Below are 16,053 nucleotides of genomic sequence, written 5' to 3'. Positions count from 1 at the left end.
GCATCAAGCCTTGGGTCTGCCGCAGTGGCTGCTTGAAAACCATGCCTAGCGTCAGGCAAAGCTCGATCGCCAAATCCGAATATAAAGCCTGACCACCAGGCGTCGTTCGCGGTGGTGCTGACCACAACGCAAGCGCGTCCTCGCTGACCCAGACCGTCAGATCACCACGTCCTCGCAGGCCTTCGTCGTACTCTGCCCAGTTGGTCACCCGTTGCTTCTGTTTCGGTATTTTGTCACGATGATCAGCGTTGAACTTGTGCGGCATCTAAAGCATCCTCAACAGACCAGGCCACAACCGATATCAGTCGAGAGAGGCTCCGTGCAACAAGGCCGTATCAAGCCGGGCGTCATCGAAGCCTTCGCCGATATAGCGGCCTGTCGCAAGGATCAGCCGTTCCTCATTTTCGTCAACACTTAGCGCCGCCTGCGCGACCTTCCGTTCCTTGGCGGACATGCCACCACGCAACACGACGATGTTCTTTGCAAATCTGGAGAACCTTTGCTGAAAATATTCAAGATGATCCTTGCGCTCGGTCAGCACGATCGGGGAGCGTTTGGCCTCAAGCGATTTCAGCACGTCATCGAAGATTAGATCGTTTCGAGCACGGTCCTCCGCCAAGGCGGAATATATCGCTGGCATGGACGGGCGTTCGGCCATGGCCAGATCCTCTGGCAGTCGGAACCTCGTATGACGTTCACGAGCCCGATGGTGAATGCCGCTTTCAGCAGCTTGCGATTTGGCGCTTACCCGATGGCGCACCGGGCCACACTGCATGAAGATGATCGGATGATGTCCGTCTTTTCGAGCGACTGTCGCAGACAAACCTGCGACATAGCGCGCCTTCGTTCTCCGAGCGACAAGTTCAAAACTCGCGGCGGACAGATGATGACATTCATCGACAACAAGGTGACCGTAGTCGCCGACGATGTCGTCCACCTCGCCTTTGCGGACCAAACTCTGGATTAGTGCCACATCGATTACACCGGTGGGTTTGCGTTTTCCGGCACCGATCGTGCCGATCTGCTTCGGATCAATCTGCAAAAAGGACCCCAGACGCTCGACCCATTGGTTCAGCAATTCACGGCGGTGGACCAGGACCAGCGCATTGCGGGCACGGTGCGCAATCAGAGCCGAGGCCACGACAGTCTTGCCAAAAGCGGTCGTGGCGGCAAGCACGCCGTTGTCGTGCTCTATCAATGCATTAAATGCTCGCGACTGCTGTTGGCGGAGTTCGCCACGGAAACGGACCGTCTCCAGCAAGGCGGTGCCGTCTTCACGCAGATCGTCGAGATCCACGCTCGCACCCTGATCGGACAGGAGCCCGACCACTTCATCAAAACAGCCACGTGGCAGTGCTACATGCCGGGGATGCAGCTCGGCACAGGACACAATTCGAGGCTTCCCGAATGTCGGCAGCCGCATTGCCTGTGCTCGATAGAACTCGGGGTTCTGGAACGCGGCCAGCCGCACCAGTTGAGCAATCATGGCCGAAGGCAGTTCGGATCGGTCGATATAGATTTGATCGGCAATCGTCACTTTTATGCTCCGCGGGATAGGCACATCGAGGCGTCGCGGCGTGCTGCGCCGTGACGGGGGCATTTTCCAAGGTTCGTCAGCCTGTTCGTCGTCCACCGGCATGCGCACGCCCAGCACCTGTCCGGAAAGCTCCGCAGCTGCGACGAGGTTGGCCACCGCTTCTGCCGAGAATCTCGGCAAGGAGGACAAATAGGCCCACTGGTCGTCGTATGGCCGCAAGTTCCCGTCGACAAAGACGCTGTTGCCAGCCTTACGCGCGTTGTTCTGGAGTGGCAGCGCGATCAGGTTTCCAAAGCCGCCAAGCGGCATGATATCCTGATTTGGGAACAGGCGGTCATAAGAGGCGAAGCCGATTTCTGGCCACCTTTCCATCGTCTCCGTGATCAGGACCGATCCAAGCTGGCGTGCAAGGCGGGCCGAGACCGGTTCGGAGAAGAAGATCCAGACATGCCCACCGTTGCCAGATCTTGACCGTTCCAATCCTGCAGGGACTTGTTTCGCCCGGCAGGTTTCGAGCAACGCATTGGCGTCTTCCGCCCAGGATGCCTTGTCAAAATCCGCCGCCAAGAACCAGCATGTATCTCCGGGCAGCAGTGGATAGACACCAGCGACAAAATCTCCATTGCCGCCACGCAGGTGCTTTTCGATGACCTTTTCGTCAGGCGGGATGAACTTCTGATGTGGGCATGCGCCGCATTTGACCTTCGGCTTCTCGCAAATGCCTTTTACCCATTCATTGGCACAAGCCGGTGAATATCCAGAACGGCCGGTCTTCTTGTTGTCCCATCGCACCGGAAACACGTCGGGCCGACCGGCGAACATGCGACGAAATAAGTCTACTTTCTCACGCGATGACGAGGTGTTCGTGACCGGTGCATTCTCGAAGGAACGTTGCTTCGCGGTTGGAACATGTTCCGAGGTGAGCATAACCTCGAGGGCCTTCACCTCACGCTGAAGGTCACTCCGCTCAGCGTCCAAATTGGCCAGACGCGCTCGAGCACGTGTCAAATCCGCCTCTATGTCGCTCTTGTCTGCCACCCGCGATTTCCACCCATTCCCCTCTGTCACACCAAGCATAACGCGCAGAAAGCAAAGGTGTAAGCAGGTCCGCGCGGCCGTCGGTGCGGCTGCCAAGGGGAGAGTTAGAGGGGGAGTTCATGGAGGATGTCCTTCTGAGGTTTAGAGCAGAGGCATCATAATTATCCAAAGCGGAGAATGGAAAATGAACCAGCAAAACAACAACTTGAACCACCACGCTCAGCATAACGTGGGCACGGCATATTATGTGCTCGGTTATCTCGAACAGGCCTTTCCGATCCATACCCAGAATCTCGTTGAGATTGACGGCAATATCGTCGCTGAACCGCTGCGGGATGAGACAGGGGCGTTGGTCGTCTCCCGCGAAGCCTTAGCATTGCGGGATGAGGCCATGATGGACCTGATGGCGCTGGCCCCGATCCCAGCGGCGCTGGATCAAATCCTTTGGGCATTCGGGGATGAGGCGGTGGCTGAAGTGACGGGGCGGTCTATTCGCCCGCTCAAATCAAGCAATGGCGCGCTCTTCATCGAAAAGCGCGCGGCCAGCAGCAATTCGTCTGAGACCCAAGCTTTTATGGATGGAGAAAAGAATATCCTGATCTTCTCGGATGCCGGGGGAACAGGGCGGTCCTATCACGCAGCGCAAACGGCCAAAAACCAGAAGCGCCGCCGCCACTACCTGTTGGAACCCGGCTGGCGGGCAGATGCGGCGATCCAAGGGCTTGGGCGCACGCATCGCTCTGCCCAGGTCAGTGCGCCGTTTTTTCGGGTCTGCACCTCGGATGTGCATGGCGAGAAACGCTTCACATCGACGATCAGCAAGCGGCTCGATCAGCTTGGGGCGCTGACCAAGGGACAACGCGAGACGGGGTCGCAGGGCATGTTCCGCGAAGAAGACAACCTTGAAAGTCCAATCGCGCGGTCCGCGCTGCGCGGTTACTACGCCGACCTTGCTGCGGGGCGTGCGGAGGCGATGGGTTATGAAACCTTCGCCGATTGGACGGCGTTGCGTCTGATCGACAAAGACGGTGTGCTGCTGGAGGAGCTGCCCCCGATCCAACGGTTCCTCAACCGGGTGCTGGCGCTGCCGATCCATATGCAAAACGCGCTCTTCGCGGAGTTCATGCAGCGCATCGCGGATCAAACCGAGCGGGCACGGGACGCGGGCACGCTGGATCTTGGGGTGGAAACGCTGCGGGGCGAGACGATCAAGCAGATCTCGGCGGAGGATCTTTGGACCTGTCCGCAATCTGGGGCTGTGACACGCATCATCGGGTTGGAAGTGACGGATCCCGTTCATATAGCGCCCGCAGAGGCCGCCCTTGGCAACAACTATGACAAAATCTCGATGGTCAATCGGGCGTTGGGGCGGGCAGGGTTGATCTCAAAACGCACTATGCAGATGTATGATGAAGACTTCGTCACTCTTATGCGCAAAGTGGTGCGCCCATCTGGGAAATCCTATCTCGAAGAGAGCAAGTTCGGAGCCTCGGCTTGGGAGACAATCGACCAAACTGAGTTCATCCTGCTATGGGATGATGAGGCTGATGGCTTGCCCAAAACCACGACGACAAAGCTCTACCTGCTGACAGGTCTCTTGCTGCCAATCTGGAAGACCATTCCGACAAGCAACGAGCGCATCTATCGCGTCACGCCCGAAGGCTGCGCCAGCATGATCGGACGCACGCTGAGCGAGGAGGGGGCCGCAGCCCTGCGGGCACGGTTTATGGCAGGGACGCCAGAAACACCGAGTGAGATGCTGACGGCTGCCCTTGGCACGACAGCACCTGTCGATCTGGGGCGCGGCCTGACGCTGACGCGCCGCCGCGTTGCGGGTGATGTGCGTCTCGAAATCAACGGGGCAGACAAGGGCACGATTGACGGTCTGAAGGCCTTGGGGTGTTTCACCGAAATCATTGCCTTCCAGCTGCGGGTCTTTGTTCCGCATGGGGTAGGTGTGGATGCGGAAGCGATCCTGATCCGGATCGTGGGGAATGGAGCAGTGCAGCCGAGCGATCGGGCAGCCTAAAGAGAAAGCCTACTTCTGGTCGGGTGTGCGGGATTGGGTTTAATCAGGTGCCGATTTACAGCGGTGCCGTGTGCCTCGATCCCGTTCTCATCCTAAAAAACCTTTGATGAACCTTGTACCATCTCTGGAACGGGCGTCGTGAAACAACCCCCAACGAAAGGAACAGACCATGACAGATACAAACACCGACTTCGCCAGCACAATGGAAGAATGGGCAGCAGAGCGAGGTGCTCAAAACATGGAAACCCGCGCCGCGCTGCTTGTACAACTGCGTGCGCTTGGTGTCACCGAAGTGACGGCAGAATACGAAGGCTACGGCGATTCCGGCAATGTCGAAGACATTACCTTACAGCCGAGTGGCATTGCGTTGCCTTCTGAACTTTCCAGCCAGCTTGACGACTTCGCCTGGGCGTTTGCCTATCAGCAGCATCCCGGGTTCGAGAACAACGAGGGCGGCTATGGCACGCTGGCCTGGGACCTTACCAAGGACAGCATCGACCTCGATCATGCCGACCGCTTCGTTGAAAGCACCCACAGCTATCACGCGGGGCTTTGAAATGGCGCATCCCCTGCATCACGCCGAAAGCTCGGCGCGAAAATTCGGTGGCGACCCCACGGACTATCAAGTCATTCATGATTGGTTCGATGCCTCAAAGGCGCATATGGCGGTCTTTACGCACCGCGCCTTGCGGCACCACACCCAAGGTATTTTTGAGGCTGAGCGGGAATTTGGTCTGACGATCACAAATTCTGCAGGACGCGTTATTCCGGTCCGTTGGATCGGGGAGCAGCACGTGAAGGAAGACTGTCAGGGCCGCATCCCGAGCATGGCCGACTGGTTCCGGCGCATTCAACCCGAGGGCTGGATGGCCAACGGTCATATTGATCTTATGCAAGTCGAACCCGGCAATGATCCGCGCGCAGATTGGATCGCAGACGTCACTGCCGGAAAGGCGATCCTCGGATTTAGGGATTGGATGGACGCACGCACCTCCCATCGCTAAATTAAATCTTACCCGAACCCACCATTTTCTCACCGCCTCCAAGACATCGCTGTTTCGGAGGTTTTTTTGCGCCGATCAAGGAGAACCCCATGAACATCGAAGACATCAAAACCTCAGTAGATGCGGGCAAGACCGTGCATTGGGCGAACACAGGCTACGTCGTGCGCAAGGACCGGCTTGGCCAATATCTGATCGTTTATCTTCCCAATGGCAGCGCGATCGGTTTGACCAATCGCGCCGGAACACAGCTCAATGGTGCAGAAAGTGAGTTCTTCATCGCTGATTGTGAGGTCCCCTTGCGGGGCATCACTGCGACGGTCAGTCAGAAGAAGAGGGAGGGTGATGTATGCGGCACTGTTCCAAGACACTCAAGCCGAGGGCGTGGGCGGTGAAAACTGGAGAAAGTTGAAAGCAGGCTTTCTGTTTTGTGATCCCACAAGGGGTCGAAAAGCAATCTCGCGTGCGCTGGCCAGAGGCCCAGTCCAAGGCCAGCCACCGATAACCCAAGAAGGATAAGACCCATGTTCGCAGGAACCCTTACCAAAAACGCCGACACCGCAGCCGCTGTCTTCGCCGGCACAATCCACAACACCAAGTTCGATATCGCGATCCAGCTGGAAACCCGCGCAAAGATGTCGGACCGCAGCCCAGACTATGACGTCACGGCGGTCAATAAATCCGGCCGCAAGGTCCGCATCGGCACGGCCTGGAGCGAGACCGGCAATACCAGCGGCAATCCCTACATCTCGATGCAACTAGACGTGGGTCTTGGCCCGTTCCGCGTCAACGCGGTACAGACGCAAGAAGCGCGCAAAGCCAAGAGCGAAGACTTCGAGATCATCCCACTGGTCTCAAACGGGACGATGAAGTCAGGTTCGATCTCGGGCGAATTGACCGCAATGGATGCCGATAACGCATTCACCGGCTACATCGCCAATATGATGTTCGATCTCGACTTCATGCTCATCGAAAACGACTACAAGACGGAAGAGACACACCCGGATTACCGGATCGAAGTCAGTTCTCCGAAAGGCAATCCGATCCGCGTCGGTTCCGCCTGGATGGCGAAAAGCACTCGGACTGGCAATGATTACCTGTCACTGCTGATCAACACGCCCGACGGTGATTTGCGCGTGAATGCAGTGCAAAACGAAGAGCAGCGGGGCGGGCAAACGTTCTCGATCATTCCGTTCGTGCAGAGCGGAGATCAACAGCCAGACGCAAACGGTGGGTTGTCGTTGGTCGCATAACAGAAGCAGTCAGCACATAGTTTAGAGCGATTTGGGGAGCCGCGGTGACGTGGCTCCCCTTTTTTGTCTGTTTGGTTCAAAGGACCGCTGGATGGCAATCCGTGCTCGTTCCACGCCGCGCAGAACCTTTATAAGGCCTCTATTCCGAGAACGCGCGTCGCGCCGCTGCAAGCTTTACCCAATGTCGACCCCCAAAGGCAGCGAGGGCAAGATAAATCGTCTGGTTAGGAATGTCTGGCTTGAATACGATGGTCAGTCGATTTCCGGTCCCACCGTGGCGCACCAACCAACCCTCAAGGTTTCCGCTGAGGCGTAGACCAGATGCGGGGTTATTTGCGATTGCTTCTAGCAAAGCATCGATCTCGTCTAACCGTCGATACGCGGCTCCAGTATCGCCCTGGGTCACCTCAACAATGTGATTGGCGATGCCAATAATGTCCCGCTCGAAGAACGGGTGCTGGATAAAACGCATTAGCTCTTATGTGTCATCGCGGCCAAATGTGCACGCGCGCTTGCAGAGATGTCCGATGCGGTCCCGACTGGCTCCCATTGATCCAGTGGCAGCGACAAGCGCCGTTCCAGTTCCGCTTCAAGCACGGCCCGTTCCTGCGCACGCTCGGCTTTGGCTTTTGCCAATTCGCCTGAGACTGCTGCGCTCATGTTGGGATATTCTCCGGTTTCCACCAGTTCCTTGGCGAAAGTGTAGGCGGTGTCGGTAAAGCTGACGGTCTGCTTTTGAACGCTCATAAGACTCTCCTCGGTATTCCATTAGACTACCACGCCTTGAGTGTTTGGCAATGCCTGTCTGATTGACAACCTGAGTAAACAATCCAAGCCTGACGGCCTCCCCCGCTCGGCTTCGCGTGTCGCAGGTGAGAACGGCCCTGCGGTCCGTCGCGCATGCGGCCATGCGGCCTTACCGCGGTGGCGCACTGTGTGTCCCGGTTTGCCCGTTTCGCGAGCACGGCGGCGCTCGGCCACGCCTGCGGTCTTCTCTTTGGTCTGTTTTGCTGTGCAAAACGATCCCGCCGCTGCGTCCGCCTGCGTGTCCGGCCCCACCGCTTGCCTGCTCGCGTCGGGCAAACCTGGCATCAAAACACACACACATGAGTATGGAAGCATATCCTCCGGATGGCCCCCAAATCAGCCCGCCTCAAGGATCGCAAAACTTTTCGGAGAGGGCAGTGCGCGTGGGGAGGTTCGTCTCGCGCGTGAGGGCGCGCCTGTTTTGAGTTTGGCGCTTCGAAAACTTTTGCGCCCAGCAAGCTGGCGGCTGCGCCGTCCCTGACCCGAACAGATTCGGTGAACCAGAAATCGGCCATGCCCCCACAATCACGTGGTGGTCATCAAACTCAAACATCTGGAGATGAACACATGGCCTACGATCAAGCGACGACATATGAGACAATTGAACTCTTCGGCCTGACGGAGAAAGACGCAAAGCTACCGATCCCGCAGGATGACATCCTGAAAGACTGCATCATCCGTGAAGCCTTCGAGACCCTGCTCGGACAGTTGCGGGGTACTGGACTTGAGGGAGAAATCGAACCAATCGCCCACGGGTTGGCGACAATCCTGCAGCGCCGCAAGGTTGCCCTCGGCAAGGAAGTTGATCGCACAGCCGACAAGATTGGCGCACTTGCAAAATGCCACGACGGATCAGAAATCGCCGAGACGGCTCTGGAAGACGCACAAGCGCGCTTCGTGCAGCTCCGCGAGATCGTCGACGCCATCGAGACGATGGGGGAGGCTGCGGCGGAATGCTACGAGGTCGAGACTGGGAACGCGTTTATTCCAGCATCAGGGTCGCGGGCAAGCGTTCGCGCGCAAGAGACGGGTGCCGTCTTCGAGGCCAAGCAGCTTCTGGAGCAGCATGATCGTGAGACTGCGGCGAAGTCCAAAGTCGAGGGGGTGCCTCTGATTGTCTCGGGAGCAACCGACTGGACCGACATCGACGTCATCTTCCGGACACTTGATAAGGTTCGGGACCGCATCAAGCAGAACCGCAATCAGGATATCTTCATCTGCCACAAAGGTGGCAAGCATGGCGCGGAGATGATCGCAGCCCGGTGGGCACGCGCGCGGGGCATCAGCCAAGCACGCTTCGATCCGCGCTGGTCCGCACACGGACGTGCGGCTCCGTTCAAGTGCAACGATGAGATGCTGGACGATAAGTTCGCCGCGACTGGTGTTGTCCTCTTCGGGGGCAACGGGGTTGCCTTGAACCTCGGGCAGAAAGCTGAGGCGAAAGGACTGACGGTGATGCGGGTCTCTGATCCCGCGAAGACGCCGGGCGAGGCATAAATCAGGATAGGTCACCTTCGGGTGGCCTATTCGTCATTCTCAAGGGGCACTGTGTCTGCATCATCTTGCGATGGTTGAGTGAAGACATGGAGCATACGTTTGGAGGCATGTAGCGGTTTGATGGTTTTGCTCTGCTGGAAAAGGAAGCTGCATGTGCTCACGCGATTGCGGCCATGCAGTCGATCATGCCTAGCAATTTACTATTTTGATAGGTATGAGTATGCCAAGCAAAATTTGGAAATGATAGGCATGACCCCCCTCAGCAGCATCGCAACGAGCGCATATACTGATCTGGTACGGCTCTTGAAGGATGACGCACTGTCTGGCGTCGAAGGCAAACCGACTTTGAAACAGCGCGGCGACAAAGGCTATTGGTATGCTGCGCGCCGTGTTGGCACGGAGATGCGGTTCGTCTACATCGGCGAAGATACCGAGGAGACGCGTGCGCGTATCGAGGGTATCGAGGAATTGCGCGCCACTGCGAAAGAGCGGCGATCCGAGCGATCGCGGCTTGTCCGGCTCTTGCGCGCGGAAGGCATGACACCGACCGACCGTGCGACGGGCTCTATTCTGTCTGCCATGGCGGCTGCTGGGACATTTCGGTTGGGCGGCACCATTGTCGGGACGAATGCGTTTCGTCTCTATGAAGGTGAACTCGGCATACGTCTGCCCTTGGACGGAATGGCCAACACGGGCGACATCGACATTGCTCAATTCGAGAAGCTCAGCATTGCATTAGAGGATCAGGTCGACCCGAGCCTGGCCAAGACCTTCTCGGCGTTGAAGTTTGCTCCCTTGCCAGCGCTTGACCAAGGCCGGACATGGCGATGGGCACAGGGCGGCAGTGGCCAGTTGGTGGAATTCCTCACACCCGCCTTTGGCAATGAGTCCATTCGCGACTTGCCAGCACTTGGTGTTAACGCGCAGGCTTTGAACTATCTCAACTTCCTGATCGCTGAACCGATCCATGCAGCGGCGATCTATCGATCTGGCATTCTGGTGCAAGTGCCGCGGCCGGAAAAATATGCGATCCACAAGCTAATCATTGCAGATCGACGGCGTGACGGGACAGGCAGCCTCAAGTCCTCAAAAGACCGAGAGCAGGCGGCGTTTCTCATTGAAGCGATGGCTGAAGATCGACCCGATGATTTGGCCAGAGCTTACGGCGCAGCACTAGAGGTTGGCCCACGTTGGCGCGAACGTATTGGCAATTCTCTGGACCGCATGCACGGTACGCGAGACATTCTTGACAGCATCAGCACGTGATCACTTCCCAAACAAGTGTCGCAGGACAGCAACCCATCTCGGCGGGATAGTGTGGGGTTTGACGACTTGAACATCACCAGCTCGTGGACCCCAGGTTCAAAGGTCTGCTTGTCGCTTTAGAAAACTCTGTCAGCCGTTGCGCGCAGCAGACCCATTTCTTCGACACGTTACATCAAAACGAACCCGGCCTTCATCTCAATCGAGATCAACGAGACCTATGGCGACTTCGATGTGGGCGCGTACATTTGGGTCTCTTCTTTTTGCTCATTGATGTGGATCGCACGGGGTCGGACAGGTCGTTCCCGCAGCTCACGCTCCGGCAAGCACAAATACGGCTTCCACGCCTGTGGCGCGGACCCTCCGCATTTGCGCTTGCGACCTGTCCTCGGGCCCCGTGCCAAAAAATCCCCATCGCAAAAAGGAGAGACCCAAATGACCAACCATTACGTCGCAACAGTTCCCGTCAAATACACCGATAACGAAGGCCAGGAGCGCACCCGTTTCCAACGTGTCGGGGCCATGTTCCGCAACACCCGCAGCGGGGACGGCTCGGAGTTCTTCAGCCTCAAGCTCGACTTTCCCGTCGGGATCCAAGAGCTGGTGATGTTCCCGCCAAGTTCAAAGGAACCCCAAGAGTAAATCCTCCATGAGGAGGGGCCGCTGTAAAGCGGCCCTATCTCTGTTCCAGAGATCGCTGTGCGGTCAGTTGAGACCCCTGCCTTTGGCAGCGGTCACGGTTCCGAATGACAGGACTGCAGGGCAGTCCTGATGGTTTTTGTTGGAGTTGAAAGTTTGCGGTGACAGAGCCGCCAGCCAGCCTCAAGGGGGCCATCCCCAAAAACCTATCAGCGCTGCCTTCCCGGTTTTTGCGGCAGAGAATTGGCTTGCCAATTCTGGCCTCCCTTGACCCTGTCTGTCAGCCCCGTCGGTTGAGGATGTGCCTCACCCCTTCGGCTCGGCCCGAACATTACATGTTCAAACAGACCCTCAGGTGCGGACACTGTTTAAGGCCGCCAGTGTTGGTGGCTGGGCTGAGGTTGGTTGGCGCCCTTTGGGCGCGGCCTCGCACCTTTGGTGCCCGGCGTTAAACGGAATACAAGGCTGCCTGCGCCCTCAATTTACGTTAGTATATTATTGACAAATTAGTATAGTTTCGTATGGTGGGTGCAGCCTTGTATGAAGGTGGCAGGAAATAGGGGGTCTTTCTTCGCATGTCTCGCTCAAAACGTCTCACCAATGCGCAACGCATGGAGATCGTGCGCGAAGCTGCGAACGGGGTATCCACGTCCGTGCTTGCAGAGCGGTTCGGGGTGACGCCGCGGGCGGTGCAATACACGGTGAAGAGTGACGAAGAAAGGCAGCGCGATACGGCGGTTCCGGTCCTGGCGGTGAGTGTGAAAGTGACCCCTGAAGAGATGGCAGGGTTCGATGCGGTGCTGGCGTCAGCAGGGATTGAGACGCGCTCGGAAGGGCTGCGCCGATTGATGCAAGCAGCGGGTGGCACGTTTGTGGCGGACGTCCAACTGGCGGCAGAAATGGCGCGCTATCGCGCCTCCCTCAACGAGGTTGGAAACGGTGTCGCCCAGATTGCCAAGCAGATGCAGAGGGCCAATCGGAACGGGCATGGGACAGAGGGAGGCACAAGTGCCGAGTTCTCGGATTTGAGGCTCGCACAGATGCGCGGGTTGGCGCGGTTTATCCTGGACAGTGCAGACGAGATTGACCTGCTTGTGCGGCGTCGTCGGGACGCGATGCAGCTGACCGCAACGGCCGCTCTGAGGGAGTTTGCGCATGCGGCTGAATGATGCCGGACGGGCTGCCGTTGCGGTTGATGCTGTTACGGGCGAGGTGTTTCGGGATGGCTGGAGCCGGATCCGTGGCTCGATGCAGGGCCTGCATGTCTCCAAACAAAAGCAGATGGTGCGCGCCGCTGCGGGGCATCGGGCAGCTGTGTTCAAAGCGATCCGCGGCGGCGGGACAAACAACAAATCCGAGCTTGCGAACCAGCTCGGATATCTCACCACCAAGTCCACCCATATCGTCGACAGCAGCGGGTTTCTGGATGGCAAATCCAAGCTTGATCGGGGCGAGATCAAAGACCTTACGGAGCGCTTTGCGAAGCGCTGGAGCGCGGGGTTCAAACCCAAGCTTGGACAAACCACACATCTGCTGATGTCCTTCCCGATTGGCACGCGCGGGGAGGATGTGCGTGACATCGCCACGGATGTGGCGGAGCGGTTCTTCCAGAATGATCAAGGGCACTTCGATTACATCATTGCGGTGCATGAGGACCGCGATCACCCGCATGCGCATCTTGTTCTGAACCGCCGCTCGCAAGAGGGCGAGTTCTTCTATTTGGCGCGCAATCACCGGTTCAACTATGACGACTTCCGCCTGGCCATGGTGGAAGAGGCGGAGACCTACGGCGTGCGGCTGGAAGCCACGCGGCGGGTGGATCGCGGCGAGGTGCATTACCCACCGAAAACTCGTGAGGTCTATGCGGCCAAGGAAGAGGGCAGGGTGCCCCAAGAGCGGGAACGCGTTGGCAAGGATTTGACCCGGACGCTGGCAGAGATCGCGAATACCAAGATCGTGTTCCATTCGTTGTCAGCAGAAGCGTCATCCGAGAACCGCGAAGACATTGCCGAGGTGTTGTTCCGTGCAGGTGAGGTTCTTGCGCGGGGCGGGCAGGTCGAAAAACTAGGAGGTGTCTACATGGCCGAGGACGAGACGTTCGAGGATCTGCGTAGCCGTTACGCGGAAAAAGTCGCAAACATCACAGATTTGATCGCGGCAAAGCCGGACGCGGAGCGGCCAGCGCTGGAGAAAACCCTCAACACAATTCAAGCGCGGGTGCAGCATATGCAGCCGCTGGGGTTGCGGTCCAATTCCCTCTCGGAGGTTCCGTCAGAGGGTGGGGTCTATTCCGAGGCCAACATTCAGGAAAGCCAGTTGGAGCGCTTGTCTGAACCGCGGGTGCGCGCCCGCGTCGATGCGGCGCTGCGCGGCACTGGGATCAGCACGTCTGAAGTTGTGGCACGCATGGAGGCCGGGGCACAGAACGCGGCGCTGGAGCATCAATGGATTGCGGACGATCTGTCCAAAGTGGCCGTGGCTAAAGATTTGAACCTTGAGCGCCGTGTTGATCTGGAGCAGGCACGGGATATTCTCAATGATGTGCATGTGCAGCTCGGGACCATGTTGGAGCGCGAAGGCGTGCTGCGTCGTGACGGGGTCATTGAAGAAACCCGCGAGGTGCAGGCGCATGTCACGGAGGACCAGATCGAAACCACCGCCAATGATGTTCGCTTGGAAACGCGGATTGAGGATCGGGACGAAGCGGTCATCGAAAGCCGCGCCGTTGAGCGTCTGGAAGAAGAGCAGCGGAATTATCTGCGTGAGCATCCGGAACTGATTTCCGGCCCGACAGATGTCATCCGTATGGATGAAGAGGGAAGGGCTATTATTGTGGATCAGGCGGCAGCAGACAGGATCATGCGTGAGGTTGAGGCGGCGCGCATGGCTGCGCATAGCGGCACGCCGATCTCAGTGTCAGTGGCGCGCGATTTGCAGGCCCGGTATCCAGACACGCCCGAACAACTGGCCGAAGGTCTCGGCGACACTTACGAACGGGTCTATGAAGCGCGCGGCGCGGAACGCGAGGCAACGCTGATTGAAACGCCTGAACTGTCCCGTGTTCTTGCCCATGAGCGAGCAGGGGAGTTGTCGTCGCCCTTTGAGGCGGAGACCGATCGCGAGGCCTTCCGTACTGAGGTGGCGCGGGTTCTGGAGGCGGCGCAGCTGGATCGCCTGAACAACGGCGACAGTGACGTTTTGGAAAACGTCATCGAAGACCGTCTCGACCGGCTTTACGCTGCGAAGGTCTATCTCCAATCAGATGCGGCGACTGCAAACTCGGACGCGTTACGCCAGGTTGTCGATGAGTTGGCAGACGTAGAAGTCGAGAAGCATCGCGTAGCGGACGTGGATGGCGAGACGGAGCGGGGTCAGGTCCATTGAGCGGGTCCATGGGCAGGGCGCGCGTCGCGATTGGGGTGGTTCTGGTCACCTTAGTCACGGGTGCGATGGGTTACACCATCGCCTCGGCAGTGCTGACCTTCAAGGCACTTGGGTTTAGCGCCGATATCGACTTTGGTTACATTGCGCAAAACTATCTCTGGATCAGAGACAGACGGCCCGATGACTTCCAACTGATCAACCTGATCATCGGCGCCTGTGCGGCCGCAGGGTTGATGATGAGCCTTGCCATGTCAGGTTCTGCCCTCACGCGCTTTGGTCAAACGCACTGGCAAAGGCGGGCAGAGATGAAGGTCAATGGGTTTTTTGGCAAGCCAGGCACGGGGTTTATTCTGGGGAAACTGGGCAGCCCGAAGTCTCGCGCCCGTTTCATTACCTCAAAGGTGTTTCCGCATGCGCTGATCGTGGCCCCCACCGGGCGCGGTAAAACTACCGGCTTTGTGATCCCGAACTTGCTGACATGGCAAGGGTCGGCGGTCACGCTGGATGTGAAGGGCGAGTGTTTTGAAGCCACATCGCGTCATCGTGCGGCGCAAGGCGATAAGGTCTACCGCTTTGCGCCCACGGATTGGGAAGGCAAGCGCACCCATCGCTACAACCCGCTTCTGCGAATCTATGAGCTGGAAGACCCCGCGCGCCAGCAGATGGAGTTGCAGTTGCTCGCGACCTTGTTTTTGCAAAGCGACAATGATCGCGTTCAGGGCCTTTTGAAGGGTGGTATTGATCTCTTCGTGGCTGCAGGCTTGCTGGCCTTCCAGCGCAAGAAGCCGACCTTGGGCGAGATTTACCGGATCTCGGCCTCGGGCGGCAACAAGCAGAAAGAATATGTGGCACGGGGCCATGAGATTGATAACAAGGCCGCCAAGCTGATATTCACACGGCTGGCCTCAACCAACAATGACACGCTGACGTCTTATGTCTCTCTGTTGATGACTTCGGGTCTGGATCAATGGCAGAACCCCGCAATTGACGAGGCAACGCAGGTTTCGGATTTTGACTTCCGAACGATCCGCAAAAAGCCGTTCACGGTTTATCTCGTGGTTCAGCCTCTGATGGTGAAACCGCTCGCGCCGCTGATCCGGTTGTTTTTCTCGGATCTTCTTTCGGCCATGCAAGACAAGGAACCAGGCAAAGACGAGCCTTGGCCGGTGATGATTATGCTCGATGAGTTCAACCGCCTCGGCAAAATGCCGATTGTCGTCGAGAGCATTGAAACTCTGCGGGCCTATCGTGGGCACTTAGCGATCGTCACGCAAACCATCCCCGCCCTTGATGAAATCTATGGAGAAAACACCCGCCGTGCACTTCAGGGCAATGCGGGTGTTAAGCTCTACCTCACCCCTTCAGATGAAAAGACAATTGAGGAGTTGAGCAAGGCGGTGGGTAAAACCACGAAGACGGTCATTACTCGGTCCAGATCTATTGGCAAGAACCCGTTCGAAGGGGCCTTGTTGCACGGAGCCTCTCTCGACTGATATCGGTTGTGGCCTGGTCTGTTGAGGATGCTTTAGATGCCGCACAAGTTCAACGCTGATCATCGTGACAAAATACCGAAACAGAAGCAACGGGTGACCAACTGGGCAGAGT

General features: G+C 57.7%; 13 protein-coding genes and 2 pseudogenes. 11 read left to right on the top strand and 4 right to left on the bottom strand.

Annotation, left to right across the window (positions count from 1 at the left end):
• Both BM174_RS19480 and BM174_RS19475 read right to left on the bottom strand, forming a co-directional pair.
• Positions 1-265: transposase (locus tag BM174_RS19480; protein ID WP_177209549.1), on the bottom strand; the 265-nt coding region annotated here is incomplete at its 3' end.
• Positions 266-301: 36 nt separating this feature from the next.
• Positions 302-2,575 (bottom strand): TOTE conflict system archaeo-eukaryotic primase domain-containing protein, encoded by a 2,274-nt coding sequence (locus BM174_RS19475; protein WP_093925499.1) that lies wholly within the window; start codon positions 2,573-2,575, stop codon positions 302-304.
• Positions 2,576-2,819: 244 nt separating this feature from the next.
• On the opposite strand from BM174_RS19475, the pseudogene BM174_RS19470 reads away from it, so the two are divergent.
• The 5 genes and pseudogenes from BM174_RS19470 to BM174_RS19450 all read left to right on the top strand — a co-directional run.
• Positions 2,820-4,604: pseudogene (locus tag BM174_RS19470) on the top strand (strawberry notch C-terminal domain-containing protein); the annotation flags it as partial.
• A gap of 169 nt (positions 4,605-4,773) precedes the next feature.
• Entirely contained in the window at positions 4,774-5,160 is a 387-nt protein-coding gene (locus BM174_RS19465; RefSeq protein WP_093925498.1) for a DUF6878 family protein, read from the top strand.
• A gap of 1 nt (position 5,161) precedes the next feature.
• Positions 5,162-5,608 (top strand): DUF6915 family protein, encoded by a 447-nt coding sequence (locus BM174_RS19460; protein ID WP_093925497.1) that lies wholly within the window; start codon positions 5,162-5,164, stop codon positions 5,606-5,608.
• 89 nt (positions 5,609-5,697) lie between these two features.
• Entirely contained in the window at positions 5,698-6,000 is a 303-nt protein-coding gene (locus tag BM174_RS21475; protein ID WP_245766459.1) for a hypothetical protein, read from the top strand.
• Between the two features lie 129 nt (positions 6,001-6,129).
• Complete coding sequence (locus tag BM174_RS19450) at positions 6,130-6,858, top strand: DUF736 family protein (RefSeq protein WP_093925496.1); 729 nt, start codon at positions 6,130-6,132, stop codon at positions 6,856-6,858.
• A gap of 139 nt (positions 6,859-6,997) precedes the next feature.
• On the opposite strand, the gene BM174_RS19445 is transcribed toward BM174_RS19450, so the two are convergent.
• The gene (locus BM174_RS19445; RefSeq protein WP_093925495.1) at positions 6,998-7,330 is read right to left on the bottom strand and encodes a hypothetical protein; all 333 of its coding nucleotides are present in this window, start codon (positions 7,328-7,330) and stop codon (positions 6,998-7,000) included.
• The gene (locus tag BM174_RS19440; protein WP_093925494.1) at positions 7,330-7,605 is read right to left on the bottom strand and encodes a hypothetical protein; all 276 of its coding nucleotides are present in this window, start codon (positions 7,603-7,605) and stop codon (positions 7,330-7,332) included. Before BM174_RS19440 ends, BM174_RS19445 begins: the two co-directional genes overlap by 1 nt.
• Before the next feature lie 627 nt (positions 7,606-8,232).
• Here BM174_RS19440 and BM174_RS19435 point away from each other — a divergent pair.
• From BM174_RS19435 to BM174_RS19410, 6 genes and pseudogenes are all read left to right on the top strand, one after another.
• Positions 8,233-9,162: a DUF2493 domain-containing protein gene (locus BM174_RS19435; RefSeq protein WP_093925493.1), complete on the top strand. Its 930-nt coding sequence runs from the start codon at positions 8,233-8,235 to the stop codon at positions 9,160-9,162.
• A gap of 249 nt (positions 9,163-9,411) precedes the next feature.
• Entirely contained in the window at positions 9,412-10,428 is a 1,017-nt protein-coding gene (locus tag BM174_RS19430) for a nucleotidyltransferase family protein (protein ID WP_245766458.1), read from the top strand.
• A gap of 432 nt (positions 10,429-10,860) precedes the next feature.
• Complete coding sequence (locus BM174_RS19425; RefSeq protein ID WP_093925491.1) at positions 10,861-11,067, top strand: hypothetical protein; 207 nt, start codon at positions 10,861-10,863, stop codon at positions 11,065-11,067.
• A 572-nt stretch (positions 11,068-11,639) separates the two neighbouring features.
• Positions 11,640-12,233 carry a helix-turn-helix domain-containing protein gene (locus BM174_RS19420; protein WP_093925490.1) on the top strand — a complete coding sequence of 198 codons (594 nt, stop codon included), beginning with the start codon at positions 11,640-11,642 and terminating at the stop codon, positions 12,231-12,233.
• Complete coding sequence (locus tag BM174_RS19415; protein WP_093925489.1) at positions 12,220-14,448, top strand: relaxase/mobilization nuclease domain-containing protein; 2,229 nt, start codon at positions 12,220-12,222, stop codon at positions 14,446-14,448. Before BM174_RS19420 ends, BM174_RS19415 begins: the two co-directional genes overlap by 14 nt.
• Before the next feature lie 8 nt (positions 14,449-14,456).
• Positions 14,457-15,911: pseudogene (locus tag BM174_RS19410) on the top strand (type IV secretory system conjugative DNA transfer family protein); the annotation flags it as partial.
• Between the last annotated feature and the right edge of the window lie 142 nt (positions 15,912-16,053).

The sequence above is a fragment of the Sulfitobacter brevis genome, assembly GCF_900112755.1.
In the GTDB taxonomy this organism is placed as follows: domain Bacteria; phylum Pseudomonadota; class Alphaproteobacteria; order Rhodobacterales; family Rhodobacteraceae; genus Sulfitobacter; species Sulfitobacter brevis.
The sequence above is the reverse complement of the archived record's forward strand: the minus strand, read 5'-3'. Positions and strand labels throughout refer to the sequence as shown.